Genomic DNA, 4,842 nt, shown 5'->3' on the forward strand with positions numbered 1-4,842 from the left:
ATAAGGGCCAGCAAGATAGAGAAAAAAAAGCTAAAACGGAAGAAAAATTTTTAAAAATCACTTAAAATCGTGATAGTGCTCACAAAAATAGCGGAAAATTAATACTGTCACTGTGCAGGAAAAAAACATTGCCTACAACACAAGAAAGAATTAGAGAGCTTTGTAGCGCCATATGCAAAGCATTTTAGTCCATACGGTACCTGCGCTACTGTCTATCTGTGGCACTTCAACACTCTGACTCAGCAAGCTCAAGAGGAAATCCAATACGAATACAGGCAGCTAAGAAAGAAGTAAGAGTAGAGCCTTAGAAGCGACACTAATTAAGACTGGATCAAGATAGGAATAATGAACTTAAGCAAAGGCCTAAAAGTGAAAAGTAATGAGTTTATAAAAAACAGCAAATGTAGTGTCCATCAATAGAAAAAGCCGCTCAATGAGCGGCTTTTTCGTGAGTATCTTAGATTATCTAAGATGCTAGCAACTAAACTGGATTCTTAGCTGCATGCTCTTCATAAGTTTCTAACTTAGCATTACGGAAGTGTAAGTAAGAAAGAACGGCAACCATAATGATTAAGCCAGTGGCTAAGCTTAAGAAGAGGTTGTGAGTGAAACCTGCAACGACGTAACCACAGAAAGCAGATGAAGCAACAATCAGGGCAAAAGGCAGCTGGGTTGAAACGTGTTCAATGTGTACGCAGCCTGAGCCTGCTGAGGAGAGAATCGTGGTATCTGAAATTGGGGAGCAGTGATCACCGAATACTGAGCCTGCTAAGGTAGCAGAAAGAGTGATGGTGATAAGAGCACCAGTTGGATCGATTGCCTGAGCTACTACAACCACGATAGGAATGAGAATACCGAAAGTACCCCATGCAGTACCAGTGGAGAATGATAAGAAGCCAGCAATTGCGAAGATGATGGCAGGTAAGAAGTTACCTAACAGCCCCATGTCGTTCTCAACGATGCCAGAGATGAATACTGGAGTCTGGAGTAAGTCACGGCAAACACCGGAAATGGTCCAAGCTAATACCAGAATCATGTTGGCAGGGATCATGGCCTGAATGCCCTTTAACACGCCGTTCATGAACTGCTTTAAGGTCAGGAGACGACGGCAAACGAACATTACGAAGGCAACAACTAAAGCTGCAAAAGATGCCATAACCAGAGCAGGGCCAGCAGAGGTGTTACCAAAAGCACCGCCTAATGTGTGGTAGGCAGGATCAGCACCCCAGTATCCACCAACGTAGAGCAGAGATAACACTGCAAATACGATGAGAGCAAGGATAGGTACGATCATGTCGAGTACGCCACCCTTATCGGTAACTACGTCGATGTTGTCGTGATCGTTGCTTGCACCACCTTCAACGCCATTCTTAATAGCGTCGATTTCTGCGCGGCGCATCTGACCAAAGTCAAAGTTACCTAAGGCAACTAAGACAACCATGGTTAAGCACAGCAGGGCGTAGAAGTTCCAAGGGATGGTTGAAATGAATGCTTCCATCTCAGACTCGAAAGCACCAGTGCTCTTGAGGTTAGAGCCAACTGCAGCTGCCCATGAAGAGATAGGGGCAATAATACAGACTGGAGCGGCAGTAGAGTCGATGATGTAAGCAAGCTTAGCACGTGAGATGCGATACTTATCAGAGATAGGACGCATAACGGTACCAACTGTTAAGCAGTTGAAGTAGTCATCAATGAAGATGAATGCGCCTAAGAATGAAGTAGATAACAGAGCACTCTTACGATTCTTAATCTTCTTAGTAGCCCAGTCGCCATAAGCACGAGAACCGCCAGCCATGGCGATTACGTACACTAACGAGCCCAGCAATGAACAGAAGATAACAATGTTGAAGTCAACTTTGTTGACCATCACTGTAAAGGCGTTCTGCACTGTTGAAATGATAGTGAAATCTTGACCCATACCTAAGGTATAGATCAGAGTACCGCTTAAGATACCGATAAGGAGGGATGAGAATACCTCCTTGGTAATCAGCGCTAAGACCACAGCAATCACAGGTGGCAAAATGGATAGCCAACCAGCGTAATACGGTTCCATGAGTCGACCTCAATCCTTTATGCACAGCTCTCTTAAGAATGGTCAAACTCAAAAACTTGATATTCAGACGCAACTAAACAGCCTAACGCTTTAAGCGCTAAGCTTTCTTAAGACTAATACGTGCTGTGCAGCTCGCGACGACAAGCGAGCTAGTTAATTTACAAGACTTGCAAAGTTGCACAATGATTAAGCAATGCGCTTGTATGCAAGATGAAAGTGCACGCAATTATAGCATGCAGTGTGTATCAAGCCATTAATGCACATATATAGTGCAGATATAGCAATCTAACCTAATCGACCTTACCATATGCTAAAAATTGCACCATATATGTGCAAATAATGCTACGGTAAACTACGAAAACTGACTGCACACAAGCAAAAGCATGGTCTACAGATAAAAATGCCCGCAAATGCGGGCCTTTATAAAAAAACTAGTATAAGCAGCACAAAGCCTCAAGAATCGCGCTCTAAAGCAATAATTACTGCTCTAATGAGGCAGGCTCAGCGCTCTTAGGCTTAGGCATGTTCTCTGGATTGAGCTTATCCTTAGCATCTTCAGTAGCGCTACTGTCCTTACTCTTTGGTTCAGCCTTGCTGTCAGCGCCAATAGCTTCCTTAGCCTTCTCAATGCGCTCCTCGCTCTCTTTTTGCTTTTCCTCTGCTAACTCCTGACGAGCAGCAGCTTCTTTTCGGGAGGCATCTGCATAAACCTGACGATCGGCGCTAGATGGTTCAGCAGGAGCCATGGCTGCACGCTTGACTACCTGCATCTTGTCGATAGTAGCCTGAGGATCAGACTCTTCGCCTACATCAATGCTTACTTCACCATCGGTAACGTAGCGCTTGCCGTCTGGACCTGTCTCATATGTGTAAGTTGGAGAAGCTGCATACTGGCCACCAGCGGATTTGTGGGCTTGCTCGTGAACACGTACTTCCTGATCACGGGCCTTCATGTCCTCAATCTGCTGTAACTCTTCTTCAGTGAACTCTTCACCATTAGGCTTCTTTTGCTCGTTTGAAACTTTCTTTTCCTGTTCTGCAGGCTTTTGAGTTTCGCTCTTAGTATCGACTACTTCACCTTCTACATCTACTACACCTTGCTCTTTGTCTGTAGTAGCTGGAGCTGCTTCCTTACCAAAATTACGGTAAGCATTGAAAGCAATATGGTGCTGATGAGCAAAGTGATTATCGCTAGTCTGATTCTGCTGAGTATTAGGAGTAGCTACTCTTACCTCAGTCTGTTGAGTCTGACCTTGTACTCGATCATTCTTCTGAGCACCGCTAATGCCCTGAGCATCATTCTTTTGAGTATTGATGAGGACATTATATTGATTGCTATTAATTCCGCCGATTGCTGCCATTTGTGACTCTCCAATTAGACGGCTGAATGGTTTGATCATACATAGGTATCGACTACCAGCCGAATGTAGATATTCTATTATACCCATACAAATGGGCTTTAAGACAAGTTGTGTGAGCAAGTTAAACCATGCATCACACTACTGTATATCGCTATTAGCAATAGCAAATTTAGTGCTTACCAAAACAAGCTGACGAAACACAACAAAACACACAACAAAACACGCCGCATACTCCGCATATAAAGCGTCGCACAAGCTCCTCAATAACTTAAGACAAGTATCAGGAGCTTGCTACTGGAGCCTCAACAGATGCATCGACCGAAGGTGTAGAACCTGCAGAAGGTGTAGCACCTGCTGACACATTGCCTGAATCGATGTTAGGCTGGAGATTTATATGTGGTTTTGAAGGCATGGCAACGCCAGAGGCGTTTGCAGGAATCTCATCAAAAGTACGCAGTATCTTGCCTCCACGTCTAGACTTGTCGGCATCACCATTGCGAGCTGCAATTTCCTTTTTGATCTTCTCTTGTTCTTCCTTGCTACGTTGCATACGCTCATGCATCAGCATGTTTTGCGCAATTTGAGCAAGGCGTTGAGCTTCTTTATAAATAGCTCTATCCGTCTCAGTTGGTTCGCCACCAGCTAAAGCAGCTTTCATGACACGATGCATCTTCGAGATTGTCTCTTCAGGTGTCTTGCAAGGAGATATATCAATCTTGACTTCACCAGCTGTCTTGTAGCGCTTGCCATCAGGACCAGTCTCGTATTTGAAGCGTGGCTTTTCACAAAGATCACCGCCTGCAGCTAGTCTCGCATTGACCTTTGCCATGACCTTGAGCTCTTGCTTTTTTAGAGAGTCGATTTTGCGATACTCTTCAGGTGTGAGTTCTTTACGGCCTAATGCAGAAAGCTTTTTCTTATTCTCCGCAACAGACGCAAACAGCTGATTTTTGAACTCTTCTTCAGCCTCTTGTTTGCCAAAGTTAAGATAAGCACTTCTTGCCTTATTACGGCACATGCCCATTAGCTCTGGAGAAGTAGCTGCTGCTTTGAAGCTATGTAAGTCAATGACATCATCGCTACTTGCAAAAACACTCTGAGCAGCTTTAGATGCATGGCCTTGCACAGAGCGATCGCTATTTAACTTAGCATCGCTACGCTGAAGATCACGACTATTGCTAATAGAGATCGGGAGCATAAGAGCCTCCTTTCAGATGCTAAAAAGGCAGCTAACAAGCTGCCTTAGAACAAACTATAAAAGAAGATTTTTACTTAAGTTATAAATGTTAACCAAGTAAGCTTAAGCCAAGCTGAGGACGGGTATTAGCCTGCATCAGCATTGAAGCGGCTGCCTGCTGGATGATGGACTGCTGAGATAAGTTAGCAGACTCTTCAGCAAAATCAGCATCACGAATACGGCTGCGAGCA

At 44.3% G+C, this 4,842-nt stretch carries 4 protein-coding genes; all 4 read right to left on the reverse strand.

What is annotated here, in order from left to right:
* Nucleotides 1-481: 481 nt before the first annotated feature.
* A complete protein-coding gene (locus tag RDO37_RS02010) occupies nt 482-2,053 on the reverse strand; it encodes a Na+/H+ antiporter NhaC family protein (protein ID WP_308497938.1) in 1,572 nt (523 codons plus the stop codon).
* Nucleotides 2,054-2,532: 479 nt separating this feature from the next.
* Nucleotides 2,533-3,414, reverse strand: a complete 882-nt coding sequence (locus RDO37_RS02015; RefSeq protein ID WP_308497939.1) for a putative metalloprotease CJM1_0395 family protein — start codon at nt 3,412-3,414, stop codon at nt 2,533-2,535.
* 280 nt (nt 3,415-3,694) lie between these two features.
* Nucleotides 3,695-4,612, reverse strand: a complete 918-nt coding sequence (locus RDO37_RS02020) for a putative metalloprotease CJM1_0395 family protein (RefSeq protein ID WP_308497940.1) — start codon at nt 4,610-4,612, stop codon at nt 3,695-3,697.
* 88 nt (nt 4,613-4,700) lie between these two features.
* A partial coding sequence (locus RDO37_RS02025) for a flagellin (RefSeq protein ID WP_308497941.1) occupies nt 4,701-4,842 on the reverse strand: 142 nt, incomplete at its 5' end.

Source organism: uncultured Anaerobiospirillum sp. (genome assembly GCF_902485895.1).
GTDB lineage: Bacteria > Pseudomonadota > Gammaproteobacteria > Enterobacterales > Succinivibrionaceae > Anaerobiospirillum > Anaerobiospirillum succiniciproducens.